This window comes from Dorea sp. AGR2135 (genome assembly GCF_000420885.1).
Taxonomy (GTDB): domain Bacteria; phylum Bacillota; class Clostridia; order Lachnospirales; family Lachnospiraceae; genus Dorea; species Dorea formicigenerans.
The window spans coordinates 14,211-35,883 of record NZ_ATVU01000012.1; the positions used below are offsets into that span (position 1 = coordinate 14,211).

Genomic DNA, 21,673 nt, shown 5'->3' on the forward strand with positions numbered 1-21,673 from the left:
AGATGAAACTGGAAAACAGAACACAACTTACACTCCTGCGTGAACAATGCCAGGAGAAGAGAAATAAAGAAACATGTAAGATACTGGTCTGTGGAGGGACCGGATGTCTTGCAGGTGGTTCTGACAAAATCTTTGACAGATTCAGTGAACTGACAGCGGGTATGGATCATGTTGAGGTCAGAATCGGAGCAGAGATTGCACATGGAGAACATGTCGGAGTTAAGAAAAGTGGATGTCATGGCTTTTGCGAGATGGGTCCGCTTGTCAGAATAGAACCTTATAATTATCTCTACTTAAAAGTAAAGCTGGAAGACTGTGAAGAAATCTTTGAAAAGTCAGTCCTCCATGGAGAGCCAGTCACACGTCTGATGTACAAGCAGGATAATGAGGTCTATCAGACTCAGGAAGAAATTCCATTCTATGCAAAACAGACAAGACTTGTTCTGAAAAACTGCGGTCACATTGATGCAGAACATATTGAGGATGCACTGGCAGTAGGTGCATATGAAGCATTTGAAAAAGCTGTATTTGAGATGACGCCGGAGGCCGTAATCAAGACGATTACCCAGTCAAATCTGCGTGGACGTGGAGGAGCTGGTTTCCAGACTGGAAGAAAATGGTCCCAGGTTGCTGGACAGAAAGAAAAGATCCGTTATGTCGTCTGCAATGGTGATGAAGGAGATCCGGGAGCATTCATGGACAGAAGCATCATGGAAGGAGATCCGCATCGCATGATCGAAGGTATGATGATCGCAGCCTATGCGGTACAGGCACAGGAAGGATATATTTATGTCCGTGCGGAATACCCGCTGGCAGTCAGCAGACTTCGCATTGCAATCAGACAGGCAGAAGAGCTTGGAATTCTGGGAGACAATATTCTGGGAACAGGATTTAGCTTCCACTTACATATCAACCGTGGAGCAGGAGCTTTCGTATGTGGTGAGGGCTCAGCCCTGACAGCATCCATTGAAGGTAAGCGTGGAATGCCACGTGTAAAACCGCCTAGAACCGTTGAAAAGGGATTATTTGGAAAACCGACGGTTCTGAATAATGTTGAGACTTATGCGAATGTACCGATGATCGTGAAGCATGGAGCTGACTGGTATACAGGAATCGGAACACCGGAAAGTCCGGGAACGAAAGCATTTGCCCTGACAGGAAATGTAAATAATACCGGTCTGATCGAGGTGCCGATGGGTATTACGTTAAGAGAGATCATCTTTGATATTGGGGGCGGAATCCGTGATGGAAAGATGTTTAAAGCTGTCCAAATCGGAGGACCATCTGGAGGATGTCTGACAGAATCACAGCTGGACAGTAAGATGGACTTTGATTCACTGACGAAGATTGGTGCCATGATCGGTTCTGGAGGACTGGTTGTTATGGATGAGAATACCTGTATGGTTGAAGTTGCAAGATTCTTTATGAATTTTACGCAGCGTGAAAGTTGTGGAAAATGTGTACCATGCCGTGAGGGAACGAAGCGTATGCTGGAGATTCTGGAGCGTATCGTTGCCGGAGAAGGAAGAGAAGGGGACATCGAAGAGCTGAAAGAGTTAGCTGATATGATTGAAAACACAGCTCTCTGCGGTCTTGGAAAGAGTGCGCCAAAACCGGTAATCAGCACGATTCAGGCATTCCGGGAAGAATATGAAGAGCATATCCGTGATAAGAAATGCCGTGCCGGTATCTGTGCAAATCTCCGGAATTATAAGATCAATCCGGAAAAATGTAAGGGATGCTCCAAGTGTGCAAGAAATTGTCCGGTTGGTGCCATTACAGGCAAGATTAAATCACCGTATGTGATCGACAGCGCAAAATGTATCAAATGTGGAGCATGCTTAGAGAATTGTTCCTTTGGTGCAGTCTATACAGAATAACCGAGGAGGAAAGAATATGGGATCAATGATGATTGATGGACGGCGTGTGGAATTCACGGATGAACCAAACGTTCTGGCCGTTATCCGCAAAGCCGGAATAGATATACCAACATTATGCTACCATTCTGAATTATCCATTTACGGTGCATGCCGTCTTTGTACTGTAGAAAATGAATGGGGAAAGACGTTTGCTTCCTGTTCAGAAAAACCGAAGGACGGAATGGTCATTTATACGAATACACCAAGACTGATAAAATACAGAAAGCAGATTATAGAATTGCTTTTAGCATCGCACTGCAGAGATTGTACAACCTGTATCAAGAGCGGGGAATGTCATCTCCAGGATCTTGCACACAGGCTGGGAGTGCACGATGTCCGATTTGAGAATACAAAAGAGCCACATCCGATTGATGACAGTTCACCAGCAATTGTACGTGATCCAAATAAATGTATTCTCTGTGGTGACTGTGTGCGTATGTGCGACAATGTACAGGGAGTAAATGCCATTGATTTTGCCTATCGTGGAACAGAAGCAATTGTATCTCCTGCATTTAATAAGCCAATTGCCCAGACAGACTGTGTAAACTGTGGACAGTGCCGTGTTGTCTGTCCGACCGGAGCAATCAGTATCAAGACGAATATTGATGTTGTCTGGGATGCGCTTGCTGATAAAGATACCATTGTAATTGCCCAGATTGCACCGGCTGTACGTGTGGCAGCAGGTGAGGAATTCGGAATTCCAAAGGGTGAGAATGTGATGGGAAAACTGGTCGGAGTTCTTCACAGACTTGGCTTTGATGAGGTCTATGACACAGCATATGGAGCTGATTTGACAGTTATGGAAGAGTCGAAAGAATTTATGGAGAGATTCAACGCAGGAGAAAATCTTCCGTTATTTACCTCATGCTGTCCGGCGTGGGTGAAATTCTGCGAGAACCGTTATCCGGAATTTGTTCCACATCTGTCTAGCTGCCGTTCACCACAGCAGATGTTTGGAGCAGTCGTAAGAGAATACTATAAGAATCCGGAAAATAATGCCGGTAAAAAATTAGTATCTGTATCAATTATGCCATGTACGGCAAAGAAAGAAGAAATTCTTCGTCCAGAATCGAAAACGAATGGCAGACAGGACATAGATTATGTTCTGACAACAACCGAATTGATTTCTATGATTAAGCGGGCAGGAATTATGTTTGACCAGGTTGAAATCGAATCTGCAGATGTACCATTTGGAATTGGTTCCGGAGCCGGAGTGATCTTTGGAGTGACCGGAGGAGTCACAGAAGCTGTTCTTCGTAAGATTACACAGGGACACAAGCGTGCAGATATGGAAGAATTGAAGTCCAGCGGAGTGCGCGGTGATGATGGAATCAAAGAGATTGTCTATGATTATAATGGCAAAGAGATCAAAGCTGCAATCGTAAGCGGCCTTGCAAATGCAGACCAGCTGCTGAAGAAGATTAAGAGCGGAGAGATTCATTATGATTTCGTAGAAGTTATGGCATGCAGACGCGGATGTGTCATGGGTGGCGGACAGCCACTGGATGCAGGTGCACATACGAGAGAAGCACGTATGCAGGGACTGTATAAGGCAGATGTCAATACCCAGATTAAGAAATCAGATGAAAATCCGATGGTACAGTCTTTGTATGAAGGACTTTTGAAAGGTAAAACACATGAACTTCTGCACAGAAATTTTACGGAAGCTGAGAAAGAAAAGAATAAATAAAAACAGACCTGCATATAGTTGGGGATGACTTTTTAACAAAGTTTTGAATATTTAAAATTATTTTGTAAAACTACATAAAATCTTAAGAAAAGGAGTGTATAGTGGAGTGTGAAAGAGAGGGTTATTATGGCTTATCACACAACACCATACTTACTCCTTTTTTTGCCGGCAGCACTTCTTTTCTATCAGATCACTCCGGCAAAATGGAGAAGTTATACATTGCTCATATTTAGTTATTTGTTTTTCTGGAGCTTTAGTGAAAAATTAATTATTTATCTGATCGGGACAACATTTCTGACGCATCATATCTGCATTTGGATGGATACGATGGACAAGCGCGATAAGAGAAAAAAGAGAGTACTTCAGTTAGGAATTTTTTTGCTTTTAGGAACAATTTTGTGTCTGAAGTATCGAAATTTTTTCTTTGGAAATGTTTCGAAGCTGGCAATGGCGCTTCATATAGACTGGAGCTATCAAGATCAACTGATCTTTTTACCAATTGGAATTTCTTTTTATACACTATCTGCAATTGGATATATGGCAGATGTGTACTGGGGAAAGGTAAAGGCAGAGTACAGTCTGGTGAAGACCGCATTGTTTCTTGGATTCTTCCCGGTAATCGTAGAAGGTCCGATCTGCAGATGGGAAGATGTGGAAGATACGTTGTTTAAAAATGAATCTGTAAAAGCAGAGAATGTTTTTAAGGGCTGTTATCGGATCATCTGGGGATTGTTTAAAAAGATGATTATTGCGGACAGGCTTGCAGTGCTGGTCGACAAGGTGTATGTCGGATACGAGAGCTACAGTGGTGCCGTGATCGTGGCAGCGGCGATTTCTTATACGATACAGTTGTATATGGAATTTTCGGGCTGTATGGATATGGTCATCGGAAGTGCCGGACTTTTTGGAATTCGCCTGCCGGAGAATTTCAGCCAGCCGTTTTTGGCAAAGTCATGTACAGATTTCTGGAAACGATGGCACATTACGCTTGGTGTCTGGTTCAAGAACTATATTTTTTATCCAGTATCCATTTCCAAGACGGCCAGAAAGTGGAATAAATTTACGAGAAAACATTTCAAAGGGGATTTTGGAAAATATGTGGCGAGAATGGGAATTGCAGCAATGGCACTTTTCCCGGTATGGATCAGTAATGGTCTGTGGCACGGTCCGAAATGGAATTACATTTTTTACGGATTATATTACTTTGGATTGATTTTTATGGGACTTGCATTGGAACCGGTAAGAGACAGAATTCTTGCAGTACTTCATATTAATCCGGAGTGTATGTTCTATAAAGCATTTCAGACAGTGAAGATGCTGATCATCATATTCACGGGTGAAATGTTTTTCCGAGGAGATGGCTTCCATCAGGGATTTCATATGTTTAAAAGTATCTTTCAGGGATTCGCGACAGAGACGTTTAAGGATGGCACCTTGCTTACCTTAGGTTTGGATCAGAATGATTTCAGAATTATAATAATTGGCTGTATGATAGTATTTTTCGCAGATCTGATGAAGGAGTATTGGCCGAAAGAAACAAAAATGTGTCAAAAACAGTGGATCTGCACGGTTGAAAAAGCATTTGTTCCTGGAAAATGGGTCATTTGCTATGGTCTTGTTATGGCAATTCTGATCTTTGGGGCATATGGAGAAGGTTATCAGATGATCGATTTGATTTATGCAGGATTTTAGAGGATATAGACATGAAGAAAAAGATAGGAATATTTATATTTATAGTGATATGCAGTACAGTAATGTTATCTGACTGGATAGAACGTATCTATATCGGCAGACTTGCAGGGCTGCCGGGAAGATATAACAGCTATGTCGGTATTCAGAAAGAACAAAAAGATTCTATAGATATGCTTGTAATTGGGGATAGTGAGAGCATGACGTCGATATCTCCGATGGAATTGTGGAAAAGTACCGGAATTACAAGTTATGTATGTGGACAATCTGCTCAGCGCATTTCGGAATCATATTATATGTTAAAGCACGCTTTAGATTATCAGTCACCACAGGTCGTACTCTTGGAAACAAATATGTTGTTTCGCTATACGAATACGCCGGATAGTCTGCGCAGCTCCATCAGTGATACGGCTATGTATTATTTTCCGGTGTTACAATATCATAATTTGTGGAAAAATATTGTGAATGACCAGATACCAGAAGGATGGCAGTCTTACAAAGGCTTTGCAATCCGGCCGGGAGTGGCGCCGTACAGCAAAGGCAGTTACATGAAGAAGACGAAAAAGGAAAAAGAAATACCCCAAATAAATCTCTGGTATTTGGATAAAATCCGGAAACTGTGTGAGAAAAACAAAATTCAGCTCTTGCTTTACACATCGGCTTCTCCGGTGAATCATAATTACAAGAGATACAATGCAGTGTTAAAATACGCCGGGAAGTATGGAATTCCTTATATTGATTTTAATCAGAAGCTTAAGGAACTGGGAATCGACTGGAAAAGTGACACTCTGGATAAAGGCGATCATTTGAACCTGTCAGGAGCACATAAAATTACAGATTACATGATCACGTATTTGCAGGAGCATTATATGCTGCCGGATCACAGAGGCGATGAGAAATTTACGAGCTGGGATACGATGGCAGAGCAGTATACAACGGAGACAGGATATTAGGTCGTTAGAATTTCATAAAAAATCCCAAGATGGAGAGCTTATAGAAGAGCTGTCCATCTTGGGATTTTTATCATTTTACTATAGTTAGTCTGTATAAAAATGATAAATAATTTGTTTTTTATAAGTTTCACCGGCTTTTACCACGGGGCTTGGAAAATTCGGATGATGAATAGCATCTGGAAAATATTGTGGCTCGAAGCACACAGCATCTCTTGCTTCGTATACATGCCCTTGCTTTCCGGCAACATGCTTCAGATAGTTGGCAGTGTAAAGCTGGATTCCAGGATAATCTGTCGATAAGTCCATGGAGATGCCGCTCTGGTCACCTGTTGCGGTCAACACTTTGTGAGGAACACCATATCCGGTTCCGATTACCCAGTTGTGATCATAGCCACGGGCAGTCTGTAACGTAGAAGCTTCAATATCAGTGCCAAGATAACGTCCGTCACGAAAATCCATAACCGTTCCGGTGACAGAAGTAATTTCTCCGGTTGGAACAGAAGCTGCATCAGTTGGAGTATAGAAGTCTGCTGCCAGCGTAACCTTATGATTCAGAATATCACCGGAACCTTCTCCGTTCAGATTATAGTAACTGTGGTGCGTCATGCTGATCAATGTATCCTGATCCGGAGCTGCTTCGTATGTAATCGAGAAAGCAGGCTCTTCGTTCTGACCGGAAATCTCGTAGGTGACAGACATGGTCAGTGCTCCTGGGAATCCCTGATCCATATGAGGGCTTTCCAGAGAAAATGTAATGGAGGTATCTGTTTTAGCTGCTACGTTCCAGATCCGTTTTGAGTAAGAGTCCGGACCGCTGTGAAGATTATTTTCTCCATCGTTGGCAGCCAGTTTATATTCTGTACCATTCAGTGTAAATGAAGCACCTCCGATACGATTGGCGCTTCTGCCGACATTATTTCCAAAGCAGGTGTCATCGGCCACGTAGCCTGCAAGATCATCATAGCCAAGGACAACATCCGTTGGCTTGCCATTCTTATCCGGGACGAGCAGGCGTACGAGAGTGCTGCCGTAATCTGTGACAGAAAGTTCGATGGCGTCATTTTTTAATGTATATAATCTGACTGTTCTGTCGTCACATAAAGTTCCGAAATCGGTAGTTGTAATCATAATCAAATCTCCTCATAGAAAACAAATATATAAAACTAAAACTGAAACTAAATTTAGTATAGTACCTGGAAAGAAGTTTCGCAAGAAATAAAAAGTATAGACTTATACGGAATATATAAAAAAAGTAGACAAAAGAAAAGAAAAAGAGCATAATGTGGTTATTGAAAAATCAAAGGAAGAAAACATATGAAAAGATATAATAGAAAGAAAAATATCCGCTGGAATACGATGAAGATTCTGGCAGCCGGATTTTTGTTTGTAATTGTGGCCGGAGCAGTTCTTTTATGGCTTCCGGTCAGCAACCAGAAGCCGATTGAATTCTTTGATGCGTTATTTACATCGGCATCTGCAGTGTGTGTGACAGGGCTGGTCACAATCATTCCGCAAACTCAATTCACATTATTTGGAAAAGTAATTTTGTTGATATTGATACAGATTGGCGGACTTGGAATCATTGCCTGTGTAACGGCATTCTTTTTGCTCTTACGCAGACAGATTACTGTCAGGGAGCGTATGGTTATCCAGGAGACGTATAACGCAGATTCTATTGGTGGTATTGTAGGAATGGTCAGAAGAATTCTGATCGGAACATTTACGGTTGAGGGTGTGGGAGCTTTATTCTATGCAGTGCAGTTCGTGCCGGAATATGGATTGCTGCGTGGAATTGGGTATAGCATCTTTCATTCGGTATCTGCGTTCTGTAATGCAGGAATTGATATACTAGGTTCAGACAGTCTGGCAAAATATATCTGTAATCCACTTATTAATATTACGACAATGCTTCTGATCATCTTAAGTGGTATCGGATTTGGTGTCTGGTATGATGTGCTGGGTAATATTAAAAAAATCCGAAAGAAAGAAATTCCTGGAAAATGGTGGTTTACAAGACTCCGGCTGCATTCAAAGCTTGCAATCGTGACAACCTTGATATTGCTGGCAGTGGGAACATTATTGACATTTTTACTGGAATATCATAATCCGGATACAATTGGACACTTAAGTTTTGGAGAGAAATGGATGGCATCTGCCTTTCAGTCAGTGACGACCAGAACAGCGGGATATTCTACATTTTCACAGGCAGGTATGCATGAAGAGACAAGATTTCTGAATATCCTTTTGATGTTTATCGGAGGATCACCTGGAGGAACGGCAGGAGGTGTGAAGACTACTACTATAGCAATGCTCATGCTTACATGCATTGCATTTGTCCGTGGGGGACAGGATACGGAATGTTTTGGAAGAAGAATATCCGCACAAAATGTCAGAATGGGATTTGCGACAGTCGTGCTTGCGCTGATCTGTTACTTAACTGGAACAACATTGATTGCAGTATTTGAAGCAGACAGGTTATCCTTTCTGAACATTATGTATGAGACGGCTTCTGCGCTTGGAACCGTCGGTCTGACTGCAGACCTGACTTCCCATCTGTGCAGGGAAAGTCAGGCGGTAATTATTGCACTAATGTATATTGGAAGAGTCGGACCTGTGACAATTGCACTTTTGTTTGCAGGAAAAAAGAATCAAAAAGACAGGATGCGCACACTTCCGACGAATAATATACTGGTAGGATAAAGTAAGAAAAATGAAAGAAAATGTGATATGGAGGAGATACAGTGAAGAAGCAGTATGCGGTATTTGGGTTAGGTAGTTTTGGAGAAAGTGTTGCCATTGAGCTTCAAAAATTAGGTTGTGAAGTGGTTGCAATCGATGCAAATATGGAGCGTGTGGAGGCAATTGCGAATCAGGTGTCCTATGCTATGAAAGCAGACATTGAAGATGCAGATTTTATCCGTTCGCTTGGAACGAGGAATCTGGACGGAGTTGTGGTAGCGGCATCAGACAATATGGAAGCAAGTATCATGGCAACACTTGTGTGCAAGGAAATTGGCGTTCCATATGTTATGGCAAAGGCAAAAAATGAACTTCATGCAACAGTGCTTAAGAAAATCGGAGCAGATTCTGTTATTTTTCCGGAAAAAGAGATGGGAATGCGTGTGGCAAGGAATCTGATGTCTGCAAACTTTACGGACTGGATCGCGCTCTCACCGGATTATAGCCTGGTCGAAACAGAAGTGCCGGAAAAATGGGTTGGCAGGACGCTTTTAGAGTTAGATGTAAGAAAAACTTATGACGTTATTGTTGTGGGAATCAAGATGGGAGACAAAGTAGAAGTCAATCCAGATCCAAAAGAACTGCTGAAGGAAGGGAATGTTCTGATTTTGATTGGATCAAATCAGGCATTGGAAGCTATACAGTAGAAGAATGGAGAAAAACGAATGAATTTGATTTTTCTGGCAGCGGGCAACAGCACCCGGTTTGGCTCGAACAAGTTGTTATATAGGTTGAATGGAAAATGTATGTACCGCTACGGACTGGAAGTTGTAGCTGCATTGTGGCAGAAAGGGCTTTTAGATACCATAGTGATTGTGACGCAGTATGAAGAGATCATCTATGACATGGAAGCACATTTTCCGTACATGAAAACCGTGAATCATCCACATCCGGAAGCCGGAATATCCGGCTCTATCCGTCTTGGAGTGGAAAAGCTCATAGAATTGGAAGAAAAATGTGGAAAAACAGGCAGCCGAAAGAGGGAAGGCTGTATGTTTGCAGTGGCAGACCAGCCATATCTGACAAGAGAATCACTTGAAAACATGGTGGAAACATGGGAAGTTTCAAAGAAAGGTATCTTGGTTAGTGAAAATGCTGGAAGAAGGGGGAATCCTGTTATTTTTGCATATAAATATTACGAGGAACTAAAAAAACTTGAAGGTGATGTGGGGGGAAAATGTGTATTAAAAAAACATCTGGACGATGTCCAGATGTTTGAAATGCCAGCGTCAGAGCTTAAAGATCTGGATTCACTGACGGAGATTCATGAATAACCATAACGACCCAAGGATTTTCTTTGGAACATTCAGCATCCGGGAAAAGTTCCAGTGATGTCCAGAAATATCCGGCTTTGAATTTTCTGCGGAAGCGATAGATGACAGATCCTTTTTCATGGAACATACGCAAACGAAGCTGGTCAAGAGTCATGATAGAGCGAAATTCATCTGCATCGTCCGGATGGACTAACTGTTCGTCCAGTAGGCGGGACATGTAGGTCTGATAATCGGTTTCATATTCAATTCCAAAACCTGCAAGAGACGAATCTCTTTTGATCGTTTCCATACCTCCGGTGATCAGATTAAATCTGGAGAGCAGAAGCATATGATCCAGAAGAATCCGGAAAATATTGTCACCTAACTTCCACATTTCCGGGGAATCAGGGAGTGCTTCGCAGACATTACGAATCCGGCTGACCTGTTCATGGGCGGCCCGGAAGTTCTCGATTGGAATCGTCTGAATGAGTTCCTCAGCAGCTTTTACCGACATAGGTCTGTGAAAATAAAATCCCTGACCATAGTTACAGTTCATGGATTTCAGAATCTCGGACTGTTCCTTTGTCTCAACACCTTCTGCAATGATTACAAGACCAAGCCGGTAAGCCATATCTACGATAGATTTCAGAATCTGAATTCCTTTTCCTTTATTCTTTGCATCGATCTGCATGAACTTCATATCTAGTTTCAGATAATCTACATTCGCGTCTTTTAACACATTTAAAGAAGAATATCCACTGCCAAAATCGTCCATGAGCACGTAAAAACCCTTTTTGTGGAAACGGGTAATAGTATTCTTTACAATGGTGTTGCTCTCTGCAAAGACAGATTCTGTAATTTCCACAGGCAGATATTCCGGGGAAATGTGGTACTGCTCTGTGAGCATTGACAAATATTGAGGCACGTCAATATTCGTAATGTCTATCATAGAGACATTGATGGAAATCGGAACAAGTTTGCAGCCTTTATCCCGCCAGGCGGCTAAAGTTTTGCAGACAGATTTCCAGATGTACATGTCAAAGCGGGTAATAAATCCACTGCTTTCGAACAGTGGGATAAATTCTCCGGGTGAGATAAAAGTTCCGTCAGATTTCTGCCATCTGGCAAGCGCCTCCATGCTGACCAGTTCACCGGTCGTCATGTTACATTTGGGCTGAAGATAGAAGATAAATTCGTGATTTTCCAGTCCATGTCGTGCATCCCGGAGAATGCGCTGCTTTAATTCTATTTTTTTAGTCATGCCAGATTCGAAATAGCAGATTCTGTTTCCAATCTTTCCAACGACACTGGAAGCCGCAATCTGCGCATTGTTGCACATCGTGCTGACATTCAGAGATTCGTCTTCAATCCGATAGACGCCGATGGATGGAAGGAAACTATCATCTTGTTCCAGCTTATCAATGTAATGATAAATTGTTGCATAAATGTGGCGGAGTTTGTGACCGTCATCTGGCATGCAGATAAAAAAGTCATCGGCACTAAAGTGTCCGGTGATGTAGTGATCTTCCTGGTGAAGGTTTCGAAGATAGGCAGCAATTTCCAGAAGCAGATAATCACCGCTGTCCTGCCCGTACCAGTCATTGAATAATTTAAAATTCTCAATATCGATGGCTACAATACACCAGCCTTGCGGATGCTTCTGGTCCAGAAAAGTACGCACTTCATTTAAAAATCTTTTTCTTATATATAGACCGCTAAGCGGTTCTAGATCCTGGATTGAGTCCGGGTAATTTGGCATAAAGAAGTCCTCCTGTTATCAAAATTATCAATTCATTTTACGCCAATCACTATTATAACATTCGTCAAATATGAGTTCAACATGGAGAGGAAAAAGAAAGGGGAAAATTCTTATGGAAATTTTTTCCACTTTCTGAATTTGATAAATAGAGGTGACGCGATTAGAGGCGGGAAATAAAATAGAGGTGACGCGGCTGGAGGCATGGAGTATCAGAAAGTGAAAAAATGTAAAATATACTAAATCACTTGGAATAAAAGGTGACAACATTTTTCACATGATTTATAATAGAAAGGTGTCTGGGGTTTTTGCCGGGACATTTTGAAATCTGATATGGGTCAGAAGGGAGATTATGTTATGCTGGAGGTAAAGAATCTTACATTCCAGGTTCAGGAGAATGGAGTAGAGCGAAGCATTGTTGAAAACATCAGTTTCAATGTTGCGGATGGCGAGATGCTTGTCATTACCGGACCAAATGGTGGAGGAAAGTCCACACTTGCGAAAGTTTTAATGGGAATTGAAAAAGCAAGCGCCGGTCAGATTATTTTAGATGGAGAGGATATCAGCAATTATGATATCAATCACAGAGCAGATGCAGGAATCGGTTATGCATTTCAGCAGCCACCGAGATTTAAAGGAATGACTGTTATGAAGCTGTTGTCACTCTCAGCAGGTAAAGAATTAAAAAGAGAAGAGTGTTGTAAGCTTTTAAGTACGGTCGGCCTTTGCGCAAATGAGTACATTGAAAGAGAAGTGGATGGCACACTATCAGGCGGTGAAATGAAACGTCTGGAGATTGCAACCGTACTTGCAAAATCGCACAAATTATGTATTTTTGATGAGCCGGAGGCAGGAATAGACCTTTGGAGTTTTTCCATGCTGATCGAACAGTTCGAGAAAATCCACAAAGAAAAGAAGGAAAGCCTGGTTCTCATTTCACATCAGGAGAGAATCATTCAGATGGCAGATCGGATCATGGTCATCGAAGACGGTAAGATCGCGTCCATTGGAGCAACTGACGAGATCCTTCCACAACTATTAGGAAAGACAGCAGATTCTTATAGCTGTCTGACATGCAGATAAGGAGGGAGGAAAGCAATATGATGACGTTAGATGAAATTACAAAAAAAGTACTGGAACAGATCGATGCAAGTGGATTTAAACAGTCAGGTGCATTTAACTTAAGACACAATGGAATTGCCCTCTGCCACGGTGACAGCGAACATATCAAAATTAAGAAAAAGCAGGATAAGCCGGGCATCGACATTTATATTGATGGTAAGACGGATGGAGAAGAAGTACATATTCCGGTCGTTGTAGATGCCACAGGAATGACCGATGTGGTTTATAATGATTTTTATATAGAAGAAGGAGCAAATGTAACGATTGTTGCAGGCTGTGGAATTCACAACAGCGGTTGCAATGAAAGCCGCCATGATGGAATCCACACATTTCACGTAGAAAAAAACTGCAACGTACGTTATGTGGAGAAACACTATGGAGAAGGCGAAGGAACAGGAACAAGAGTCCTCAACCCGGTCACAGAAGTTTATCTTGGCGAGAATTCCGTCTTTACACTTGATACCGCACAGATAAAAGGTGTAGATTCCACTGTACGTGAGAATAATGTATATCTGGAGGCAAACTCAAAACTGTACGTTATAGAGAAGCTGATGACACATGGAAACCAGGAAGCAACTTCCAATATGATGGTAGAAATGAATGGTGAAGGAAGCTCTGCACAGATCGTATCCAGATCCGTTGCAAAAGGCAGCTCCAGGCAGATATTTCACCCAAGAGCAGTCGGTAAAAATCTCTGCCATGCTCACGTACAATGCGACTCTATTATCATGGATTACGCTGAAGTCAGCTCTATTCCGGAGATTAACGCAAAACATGTAGATGCAGCAATTATCCATGAGGCGGCTATCGGAAGGATTAACGACGAGCAACTTGTAAAACTCCGTACACTGGGAATGACAGAAGAAGAAGCAGAAGGAGTCATAATCGAAAACTTCCTGAACTAAAAAATGCTAAAAATTCAAGTCGAACATCCGTGAGACAAGGCGCGTGATTCTGGTCAGCAAAGCTGACATATTCCTATCAGAATCACTGCGCATCCTCGCGGAGCGTTTATCTCAGTCGGAGATTGGACTCCCACTGAGATAAATTTGCTGTTTTTTCTATTTTTGAGCAAAGAAAAACACCATAAACCCTCGAGTTTACGGTGTTTTATATCTTATGTCCAATGCGGAGAAAGGGACTTGAACCCTCACAGGATTGCTCCCACTAGAACCTGAATCTAGCGCGTCTGCCATTCCGCCATCTCCGCTCGACAAAAGATATGATATCATAGGTTGACGGAAAATGCAAACACTTTTTTGAATTTTTTGAAAAAATGTTGTTGTTCTTTCGGTGGAAGGAAAGTTAATTACAAATGTCTTTTAATGGGCTGATCGTAATACCTTCTTCTGCCATAGCTTTTCGGATTTTCTCAACGAAAAGAAGAGCTTTTTCGCCATCACCGTGAACGCATACGGAATCAGCCTGAATGGAAATATCTTTTCCGGTGATTGTTGTAACTTTCTGCTCTTTTACCATGCGGATCACGCGGGCAATTGCTTCATTCTCGTCTTTGATGACTGCACCTTCTTTGCGGCGGTTCACAAGTGTTCCGTCTTCTTCATAAGCGCGGTCTGCAAATACTTCGCTGGCTGCTTTAAGCCCCAGATCTTTTGCTGCACGGATCATTTCACTGCCAGAGAGTCCCATTACGATGATTTCCGGATCATAGGACTTAATAGCTTCACAGATAGCTTTAGAAAGCTCATAATCTTTTGCAGCCATATTATAGAGGGCTCCATGTGGTTTTACGTGCTGCAGGCGCATATTATGGGCTTTGCACATACCTCCAAGAGCGCTGATCTGATACAGAGTATACGCTTTTGCTTCTGCCGGAGAAACGGCCAGATTTCTACGGCCAAATCCCATCAGATCTGGAAATCCCGGATGTGCACCAATCTGAATCCCGGCCTCCTTCGTTTGCTCAATCGCAGTTGTCATCACAACCGGATCAGATGCATGAAAACCACATGCAATATTCGCAGAAGAAATCAGTGGAATAATCTTGTCATCATTTCCAATCGTATAACGGCCAAAACTCTCACCTAAATCACTATTTAAATCAACTTTGTACATAATAACATAACCTGCCCTTCTTTTATAAAATTTAATAATCTATATAGAAAATCAGAAGGCTCACCAGAACGCTTTGCATAACGGAAAGTCAAATCAGTTCTTTTGGCATTCATGTAATAGGTAAATATATAATGTTGCGATTAGTCTATTTTCAGTAACCGCTCAATAAATCCGGTATCTGCATTTCCTTCACAGAATTCAGGATTTTTCATGATCCGGTACTGGAAGTCCAGATTTGTCTCAACGCCCAGGATCACCATCTCGTCCAGCGCAGACCGCATTTTCTGGATTGCAGCATCTCTGTCCGGTGCATGAACGATAACTTTCGCAATCATGGAGTCATACTCGGAAGGAATGCGGTAGCCAGTGTAAAGACCGGTATCAACCCGCACACCATTTCCAGAAGGAAGGTGCAAATGTTTTACCACACCAGGACTTGGCATAAAGTTTTTTTCCGGAATTTCAGCGTTGATACGGCACTCAATGGCATGTCCGCGTGGTGTGACCTCTTCCTGAGTGAAGCTAAGCGGCTCGCCCATGGCAACACGGATCTGTTCAATAATCAGGTCTGTGCCTGTAACCATTTCTGTGACACCGTGCTCGACTTGAATACGGGTATTCATTTCCATGAAGTAGTAAGTTCCGCTTTGGTCAAGAATGAACTCGATCGTTCCGGCATTTGTGTAACCAACAGCTTTTGCGGCAAGAACGGCATCGTGGTTCATGGAAGCGCGGGTATTGGCAGTGATAGCCGGAGAAGGAGATTCTTCAATCAACTTCTGGTGGTTGCGCTGTACAGAACAGTCACGTTCGCCGAGAGCCACTACATTTCCATGAGTGTCAGCCATGATCTGGATCTCTACATGGCGTGGGTTTTCAATATATTTTTCAATGTACATGGTGTCATCGCCAAATGCGTTGGCAGACTCTCTTTGAGCCATGTTGAAATTGAATTCAAAATCATCTTTAGAGCGGGAGACACGCATACCTTTTCCACCTCCGCCGGAGGAGGCTTTGATCATAACCGGATAACCGATTTCATCTGCAAGCTTTTCGCCGGTCTCTACGTCATAGACTGGATCTTTCGTACCTGGAACGACCGGAACTCCGGCCTCCATCATTGTCTTTCTGGCGTGGGATTTATTTCCCATGCTGTCGATAACATCTGCACTTGGTCCGATAAATGCAATGCCGTGTTCTTCGCACAGACGTACAAAGTCTGAATTCTCAGAGAGGAAACCAAATCCAGGGTGGATCGCATCGGCTCCGATGTTCAGGGCAGCTGTGACAATTTGCTGCATATTCAGGTAATTGTTTCTGGCAGGGCCTTCACCGATACAGATACGCTGGTCGGCGAGCTGTACGTGAAGACTGTCTTTATCTTCTTTGGAATAGACTGCTACGCTGCGGATACCCATATTACGGCAGGCGCGGATAATACGAACAGCAATCTCTCCGCGGTTTGCAATCAATATTTTATGAAACATGGAACTCCTCCTTAGTCGTCAAGCTTCTTTACTTTAAAGAGTGGCTGACCATATTCAACTCTCTGTTCGTTGCTGACAAGAACGGCCTCAATCTCGCAGTCAAAATCACTTTCAATCTCATTCATTAGTTTCATAGCTTCCAGAATACATACAGTCTCGCCGGCTTTTACGCGGTCACCGACTTTTACGAAAGCTTTAGCTTCCGGTGAAGGTGCGGAGTAAAATGTTCCGACGATCGGGGAAGTAATGTATGTTTCTTCTTCCACTGCTCCAGAAGTCTCATCTGCAGTAGCAGCTTCCGGTGCAGCAGTTCCTGCAACCGGCATTCCCATACCTGGTGCAAATGGGACGGCAACGCTTTCGCCTGCGCGTTTACTCATTTTTATTTTAATATCGCCTTCCTGAATGGAAAATTCCTGCAGGGAAGACTCTTCGATAATCTTTACAAGCTTTTCAATTTTATCTAAATTCATGATGTCCTTCCTTTCTTTTTATTGGAATAATTTGCTGATTCGTTTTGCGACCAGACGGCAGTCCAGAACCTCTTTACAAGGCTGGTAGATCTGATGTCTGAATTCGTTCATTTCTTTTGCTTCAAGTGCAAGGAGTTCCTGGGCTTCTTCTACAGTAACTGCCTGGAACTTCACTTTATGATCTGTCTTTCTCTGAACCAGTTTTGGAATATCTACAGAGATGACTGTAGCAATCTTCGCATATCCGCCGGTAGTCTGTCTGTCCGCCAGCAGAATGATTGGTTTTCCATGGCTAGGTACCTGAACAGAACCGAATGCGATTCCATCAGAGATAATGTCTGTTGTTGACTTTGATGCAATAAATGGTCCTTCCAGACGGCAGCCCATGCGGTCGAACTCACTCGTTACAACATATTCGGAAGATAGAAATGTCTCTTTTCCTGCCGCGGTAAATGCATCGTCCTGTGGTCCCATAATCACGCGCAGTGTAATGTTGTCCTGATCAAACTCGTTGAGATCCAGGCTTCTAGACAGGAAATAAGGCAAGTATCTTCTTTTGGCACGGAAGCTGATATAGTCACCGTCTAAGAGGCGGCGTCCCTTAAATCCTCCAAGTCCACATTTGATGTTGGTAGAGCGGCTTCCCATAACGACCGGGATTTCCAGATAACTGGAAAATGCGATGTAGCCGCGGCTTCCGGTACGGCAGCCACGAAATGAGAGAATATCTCCACGGTGCATATAGAGCGCCGTATACATTTTCACAGGCTTTCCGTTGACCTGTGGCTGAAAATCACCTCCCGTGATAGCGATGATCGTCTCGGAAGTAAATTCCAGTGTTGGTCCAAGAAGAGTGAATTCGAGAACTGCTTCATTTTCCGGATTATCCAGAAGAAGATTGGCAATTTTGAAGGAGCGGCGGTCCATAACACCAGATACGCCGAACCCCTGGCTCTGATAGCCCGGGCGCCCACTGTCCTGTACAGTTGTAAGCATTCCGCCTTTTAAAATGCGAATTCCCATATTACACTCCTTTCTGGCGAATCACACACTCGTAAGTTCCCTGATTCACCTGTTCTTTAATCTCAAGAAAATCTTTTTCTGTGACCGGTACAAAATGAATATAATCACCGGCTTCGAAAAGGATTGGAATCTCGCGGTTCGGATCATAAGTCTTTACCGGAGTCAGCCCCAGAAGCTGCCAGCCTCCAGGGGAGTCGAGCGGATAGATTCCCGTCTGGGAACCGCCGATTCCGACGCTTCCTGCCGGAATCTTAATACGCGGATTTGCAAGTCTTGGTGTGTGGATCCGTTCGTCCAGTCCCCCAAGATAAGAAAATCCAGGAAGGAATCCGAGCATGTAGATCAGATAGTCTTCACTGCTGTGGATATCAATTACTTCCTGAGTAGAAAGATTGGCATGCATTGCGATATTTTCCAGGTCAGGTCCATATTCGCCACCGTAGCAGACCGGAATATCAAAGATCCGTGACGGAGCAGTTTCCTGGCTGACCTCAAGTTTTAACAGCTTTTCCAGACGCTCTTTTAATGCGCCGTAATTTACAACTCTTGGATCGTAGTTGATCAGAAGACTTGTAAATGCAGGAATCATATCTTTGACTCCTTCAACATGCTGGGCCTTCATCAGATGGACGAAGGCCGTAATTGTTGCATTGATCTCCGGGGAGATCTCCTGTCCGAATTCAATCAGGACAGAAGAGTCACCGGCTGTGTGGATTTTCATTTCTTCCATAAAAAACATCTCCTTATCCGAACAGTGCGCTCAGCTTTCCCAGGGAAGTGATTCCAAGGTATGCAGAGATTACAACTACAATAATTCCAAGGATCAGAAGCACGATCGGGTGTTTGTAGTTCTCGCCCATGATAGACTTCTTCTGAGATGCGATCAGACATACTCCCAATGTAATAGGAAGGATCAGTCCGTTGAGGGCACCTGCTAATACGAGCAGAGTTGCAGGCTGTCCGATGAGAGCCATAACAACGGTGCTAAGAGCGATAAATCCTACGATGAACCATTTTTCATTGTTGGCAATTGTCTTGCTGAAAGTTTTCAGGAAAGATACAGATGTGTAGGCGCATCCGATGATAGATGTAACAGCCGCACACAAAAGTACCAGTCCGAAGAAACGGTATCCGATCTGACCTGCACCCTGTAAAAATGCGTCGGCAGCCGGGTTGCTTGCATCAAGAGTTGTAGCCGGGGAAGTTGCAGTCTCAACAACAACGCCTAAGATTGCAAGGAAAAGTAAGATACGGACAATCGTTGCAATTCCGACTCCCATAACAGAACTCTTGGTGATCTCTTTTAAATTCTCTTCTTTTGTAATACCGGCATCGATCAGACGATGTGCACCGGCAAATGTGATGTATCCGCCAACAGTTCCGCCAAGAAGTGTCAGAATTGCAGGGAAGATACTGTCCATAGGAGCAGTTGGTACAAATGTTTCCTTGACAGCCATTCCTACTGGTGGTTTTACAATCAGGATGACAACAAAAATAACGACGATCATGATACCACCAAGAATTTTTGTCAGTGTGTCCATTGCATCTAATGCATTTTTATAAAGGAATACACAGATTGCGATTGCTCCTGCGAGGAAGCAGCCATATGTAGTCGGGATGCCAAGCAAGGTGTTGAATCCGAGGGCACCGCCGCCAACATTACCAATGTTGAATACAAGTCCGCCGGCTACAACGAGGAATGCAATCACATATCCAAGACCTGGCAGGACTTTGTTAGCAACGTCCTGACCACGCATACCGGATACGCATAAGACTCTCCATACATTAAGCTGAACGATTGCTGCTAAAATAACTGATACTAAGATTACGAAGCCAAAGCTTCCTTTGAGGTTTCCTGTGAACTGTCCGGTCTGTGTAAGAAATCCAGGACCAATTGCAGAGGTTGCCATAAGAAACGCTGCACCAATGAGAGCACTGGCACTTTTTTTGTTTGTGTTTTTCTCCATAACTACTCTTCCTTTCGATAAATTCTAATTTTTTGATACCATACGAATTGCTGCGTGCTGTACACTCTCGCAATTCTATCAGATATTCGCATATCGCGCAGCTTACGCTACGCTTCTAGGCTCATATCTGGGCATGTCATGAAATCTAACTTTCATTTTTGTGCAAGCACAAAATGAAAATAGATTTATGACACTGGTATCTATATAGTATACAATTATACAGAAACTCGGGAAAATACGCAAATAAAAAACAGAAAGTTTAGAAAAACTTTCTGTTTTTAACTACATTTTAACGGACTTCGATGCCATTTACCTCAAGATGATCGTCAATCGCGATGACAAGACAGCGTCTTCCATCGATTTCACGGGTCTCTACGAGGTCGGATCTTTCCGGATTAACTTTTACTACAATATCAGGTGTCTCAATCTGGAAAGTTTTGACACTGGCAATGTTGGAAGCAAGGAGAGTATTTTTCTCACCGACAGCTTCCTCAAAATTCTTATCGAAATGTTCCATTTTTTCTTCCGGGACTCCACTTCGCTCTAACAGGTGTTTCACGTCTGGGCGGGACAGCTCCAGTGGGTCAGGAGATTCCTTAGCTTCTTCCATAAGTTCATTCAGATTGTCGTGGATATTGCGGACGGTGTCATAGTCACAATCCTCACCGAGTGTATCACTGACAAGAGACTGAAACGTTGTCTTTTGATCCTTTGCAGTAAGCGGTGTAATATTGCCAAGTACATTTGCAATAAAGTCAGGCTGGAGATCTTCTGGTTTCTTGGAGTAGTACAGGACGTGATGAACGTCACTTGCACGATCCTGGAAAGCCGGGAAGAGAAAACCGGTCGCAGGCATCTCCACGAACCAGTCACGGATACGGTCTTCAATATTGTTCTTTTCGGCATTATATGTAAGTCCGGCTTTCGTCAATTTTACCGGGCAGATACTGCACATGATATGTTCATATACGGTATCGGAAGCGTCGAACATTTCCATATTATCGGAAGATTTCCCTGGCACATCGTATGCAGCATGAATCAATATAATATAGTAGTTTTCCGCGAATTCGTAGTTCTCAATAACCTTGTCGTAGAATTCTTCCAAAAGCAGATCATCAGTAAGCTTCGTATCGCGCAGCCTTAAAAGGAGCTCCTGCGCGCCGCCTTCCAGCTCCTGGTCCAGCGGGAATTCCATAGTCATCAGGTTCTTGCCAACAGTTCCGGATAATGTATGCCTGAAAATGTCAAAATACTTGAAAGCTTCTTCCTCCGGCATGGAAAGAAAAGCTTTTTTCATCTCCATTTTTTTCTCTTTTTCATGATCCACATAACAGCCGCAGATACGGGTAATTGTGCAGTTTTCCGGGGTAAACTGCTTGCGGATCTCCAAAACTTCTTTTTTATTCATAAATCAGATACACTCCCTTACGATAATGTTACATAAAAGATAGTATAGAGAGTTTTCGGGGGAAAATCAATGGGTTTTGGAAGAGGAGAAAAGTCGGATTTAAGAAAAATGTTCTTGA

The 21,673-nt window shown here is 43.0% G+C and carries 18 protein-coding genes and 1 tRNA gene; 9 read left to right on the top strand and 10 right to left on the bottom strand.

The window, feature by feature from the left end; all coding sequences use genetic code 11:
* Nucleotides 1-2 precede the first annotated feature (2 nt).
* The 4 genes from nuoF to G593_RS0108965 all read left to right on the top strand — a co-directional run bounded on the left by nuoF (nucleotide 3) and on the right by G593_RS0108965 (nucleotide 6,251).
* The gene (gene nuoF / locus G593_RS0108950) at nucleotides 3-1,880 is read left to right on the top strand and encodes an NADH-quinone oxidoreductase subunit NuoF (protein ID WP_029731459.1); all 1,878 of its coding nucleotides are present in this window, start codon (nucleotides 3-5) and stop codon (nucleotides 1,878-1,880) included.
* 16 nt (nucleotides 1,881-1,896) lie between these two features.
* The gene (locus G593_RS0108955; protein WP_022278894.1) at nucleotides 1,897-3,609 is read left to right on the top strand and encodes a [FeFe] hydrogenase, group A; all 1,713 of its coding nucleotides are present in this window, start codon (nucleotides 1,897-1,899) and stop codon (nucleotides 3,607-3,609) included.
* A 126-nt stretch (nucleotides 3,610-3,735) separates the two neighbouring features.
* Nucleotides 3,736-5,301 carry an MBOAT family O-acyltransferase gene (locus G593_RS0108960; protein ID WP_029731460.1) on the top strand — a complete coding sequence of 522 codons (1,566 nt, stop codon included), beginning with the start codon at nucleotides 3,736-3,738 and terminating at the stop codon, nucleotides 5,299-5,301.
* Nucleotides 5,302-5,312: 11 nt separating this feature from the next.
* A complete protein-coding gene (locus G593_RS0108965; RefSeq protein WP_022278892.1) occupies nucleotides 5,313-6,251 on the top strand; it encodes an SGNH/GDSL hydrolase family protein in 939 nt (312 codons plus the stop codon).
* 84 nt (nucleotides 6,252-6,335) lie between these two features.
* Here G593_RS0108965 and G593_RS0108970 read toward each other — a convergent pair whose 3' ends face one another.
* A complete protein-coding gene (locus tag G593_RS0108970; RefSeq protein WP_029731461.1) occupies nucleotides 6,336-7,379 on the bottom strand; it encodes an aldose epimerase family protein in 1,044 nt (347 codons plus the stop codon).
* A gap of 186 nt (nucleotides 7,380-7,565) precedes the next feature.
* Between G593_RS0108970 and G593_RS0108975 the strand changes: the two genes are divergently transcribed.
* Genes G593_RS0108975 through G593_RS0108985 form a run of 3 tightly spaced genes read left to right on the top strand, consistent with a single transcriptional unit; the run spans nucleotide 7,566 to nucleotide 10,264 of the window.
* Nucleotides 7,566-8,951 (top strand): TrkH family potassium uptake protein, encoded by a 1,386-nt coding sequence (locus G593_RS0108975; protein WP_029731462.1) that lies wholly within the window; start codon nucleotides 7,566-7,568, stop codon nucleotides 8,949-8,951.
* A 41-nt stretch (nucleotides 8,952-8,992) separates the two neighbouring features.
* Nucleotides 8,993-9,637, top strand: a complete 645-nt coding sequence (locus G593_RS0108980) for a potassium channel family protein (RefSeq protein WP_029731463.1) — start codon at nucleotides 8,993-8,995, stop codon at nucleotides 9,635-9,637.
* Nucleotides 9,638-9,655: 18 nt separating this feature from the next.
* Nucleotides 9,656-10,264, top strand: a complete 609-nt coding sequence (locus G593_RS0108985; RefSeq protein ID WP_029731464.1) for a nucleotidyltransferase family protein — start codon at nucleotides 9,656-9,658, stop codon at nucleotides 10,262-10,264.
* On the opposite strand, the gene G593_RS0108990 is transcribed toward G593_RS0108985, so the two are convergent.
* Nucleotides 10,227-12,002: a putative bifunctional diguanylate cyclase/phosphodiesterase gene (locus tag G593_RS0108990; protein ID WP_044994315.1), complete on the bottom strand. Its 1,776-nt coding sequence runs from the start codon at nucleotides 12,000-12,002 to the stop codon at nucleotides 10,227-10,229. The genes G593_RS0108985 and G593_RS0108990 overlap by 38 nt on opposite strands.
* A 354-nt stretch (nucleotides 12,003-12,356) precedes the next feature.
* On the opposite strand from G593_RS0108990, the gene G593_RS0108995 reads away from it, so the two are divergent.
* Complete coding sequence (locus G593_RS0108995; RefSeq protein WP_029731466.1) at nucleotides 12,357-13,082, top strand: ABC transporter ATP-binding protein; 726 nt, start codon at nucleotides 12,357-12,359, stop codon at nucleotides 13,080-13,082.
* Nucleotides 13,083-13,099: 17 nt separating this feature from the next.
* A complete protein-coding gene (locus G593_RS0109000; RefSeq protein WP_029731468.1) occupies nucleotides 13,100-14,026 on the top strand; it encodes a SufB/SufD family protein in 927 nt (308 codons plus the stop codon).
* A 222-nt stretch (nucleotides 14,027-14,248) separates the two neighbouring features.
* Here G593_RS0109000 and G593_RS0109005 read toward each other — a convergent pair.
* The 8 genes from G593_RS0109005 to G593_RS0109040 all read right to left on the bottom strand — a co-directional run bounded on the left by G593_RS0109005 (nucleotide 14,249) and on the right by G593_RS0109040 (nucleotide 21,555).
* Nucleotides 14,249-14,331, bottom strand: a tRNA-Leu gene (locus G593_RS0109005).
* A 95-nt stretch (nucleotides 14,332-14,426) separates the two neighbouring features.
* Nucleotides 14,427-15,197, bottom strand: a complete 771-nt coding sequence (locus G593_RS0109010; RefSeq protein ID WP_005333160.1) for a LamB/YcsF family protein — start codon at nucleotides 15,195-15,197, stop codon at nucleotides 14,427-14,429.
* Between the two features lie 140 nt (nucleotides 15,198-15,337).
* The gene (gene accC, locus G593_RS0109015) at nucleotides 15,338-16,684 is read right to left on the bottom strand and encodes an acetyl-CoA carboxylase biotin carboxylase subunit (protein WP_005339496.1); all 1,347 of its coding nucleotides are present in this window, start codon (nucleotides 16,682-16,684) and stop codon (nucleotides 15,338-15,340) included.
* 11 nt (nucleotides 16,685-16,695) lie between these two features.
* The gene (gene accB / locus G593_RS0109020) at nucleotides 16,696-17,157 is read right to left on the bottom strand and encodes an acetyl-CoA carboxylase biotin carboxyl carrier protein (RefSeq protein ID WP_022278885.1); all 462 of its coding nucleotides are present in this window, start codon (nucleotides 17,155-17,157) and stop codon (nucleotides 16,696-16,698) included.
* Nucleotides 17,158-17,175: 18 nt separating this feature from the next.
* Complete coding sequence (locus G593_RS0109025; protein ID WP_005333165.1) at nucleotides 17,176-18,180, bottom strand: biotin-dependent carboxyltransferase family protein; 1,005 nt, start codon at nucleotides 18,178-18,180, stop codon at nucleotides 17,176-17,178.
* A 1-nt stretch (nucleotide 18,181) separates the two neighbouring features.
* On the bottom strand, nucleotides 18,182-18,910 hold the full coding sequence (gene pxpB / locus G593_RS0109030; protein ID WP_029731469.1) for a 5-oxoprolinase subunit PxpB: 729 nt from the start codon (nucleotides 18,908-18,910) through the stop codon (nucleotides 18,182-18,184).
* A gap of 13 nt (nucleotides 18,911-18,923) precedes the next feature.
* The gene (locus tag G593_RS0109035) at nucleotides 18,924-20,147 is read right to left on the bottom strand and encodes an NRAMP family divalent metal transporter (RefSeq protein ID WP_022278883.1); all 1,224 of its coding nucleotides are present in this window, start codon (nucleotides 20,145-20,147) and stop codon (nucleotides 18,924-18,926) included.
* Nucleotides 20,148-20,436: 289 nt separating this feature from the next.
* Nucleotides 20,437-21,555 carry a DUF4317 domain-containing protein gene (locus G593_RS0109040; RefSeq protein ID WP_029731470.1) on the bottom strand — a complete coding sequence of 373 codons (1,119 nt, stop codon included), beginning with the start codon at nucleotides 21,553-21,555 and terminating at the stop codon, nucleotides 20,437-20,439.
* Nucleotides 21,556-21,673: the final 118 nt, after the last annotated feature.